Source organism: Bacillus cereus group sp. BfR-BA-01382, assembly GCF_022663475.1.
GTDB classification, from domain to species: Bacteria; Bacillota; Bacilli; order Bacillales; family Bacillaceae_G; genus Bacillus_A; species Bacillus_A thuringiensis_S.
In genome coordinates this window covers 1-1024 of the sequence record NZ_JAKUFQ010000242.1, presented here as the reverse complement: position 1 = coordinate 1024, position 1024 = coordinate 1, and the positions used below count along the sequence as shown (strand labels likewise).

The window sequence follows — 1024 nt, the reverse complement described above, 5'->3', positions numbered from 1 at the left end:
TAAAGCTGTAACAGAGGTAACTTGAGTTTGTCCTTTCGTAATTGTGAAAGGAATTGGTTTAACGTTTAAATCATAGCCAGTTGGAGCTTTCATTTCAATGAACTGATAGTCTCCCGGACGCAAATCAGAAACAGAAATCTTCCCATCTTTATCAGTAGTTAAATCAGAACGAACATCCTTGCCGTCCATATCCACAATTTTAAAGATAGCCCCTTCAAGAATAGTGCCGTCGATGTCATCAACTTTAGTTAATTCAACAGCGCCTTTCGTTAAGCTGTTAGTAGCAGTAACAGAAGTTTTAGCAGTTTGACTCTTTTCAACAGTAAACTTGATAGGATTTTGATTTAAGTCGTAATGCTTAGGAGCTTTCATTTCAATGAACTGATAGTCACCCGGACGTAAATCAGAAACAGAAATCTTACCATCTTTATCAGTAGCTAAATCAGAACCAACATCCTTGCCATCCATATCCACAATTTTAAAGATAGCCCCTTCAAGAGTAGTACCATCGATGTCATCAACTTTAGTTAATTCAACTGCGCCTTTAGTTAAGCTATTCGTAGCAGTAACAGAGGCGATTTTTTCTTGGCCTTTTTTAACTGTGAACTTAATAGATGTTTTGTTTAAGTCATAGTGTTCAGGAGCTTTTGTTTCGATAAACTCATAGTCTCCTGGCGGTAATTCATCCACAACTAAACGGCCGTTTTTATCAGTAGTTAAATCGGTACGAACATCGTGTCCATCCTTATTAACAATTTTAAATACTGCACCTTCAAGTGTTGTGTTTTGCTTGGCATCATCAACTTTAATTAACTCAACACTACCTTTCGTTAAGCTATTAATAGCTGTAACGAAGACATGCTTTGTTTGACTTCTTTCGATTGTGAACTTAATTGGTTCTTCATTTAAGTCGTAATGTTTAGGAGCTTTCGTTTCGATAAACTCATAGTCTCCTGGTTGTAAGTCTTTAGCGATGATTTTTCCATCTTTATTGGTAACTAAATTCGTACGAATGTCGTTACCG

General features: G+C 36.5%; 1 protein-coding gene. It reads right to left on the bottom strand.

The features are described from left to right. Positions 1–1024 (bottom strand): SpaA isopeptide-forming pilin-related protein (locus MR160_RS33690; protein WP_255805913.1); only part of this gene is annotated, 1024 nt, incomplete at both ends.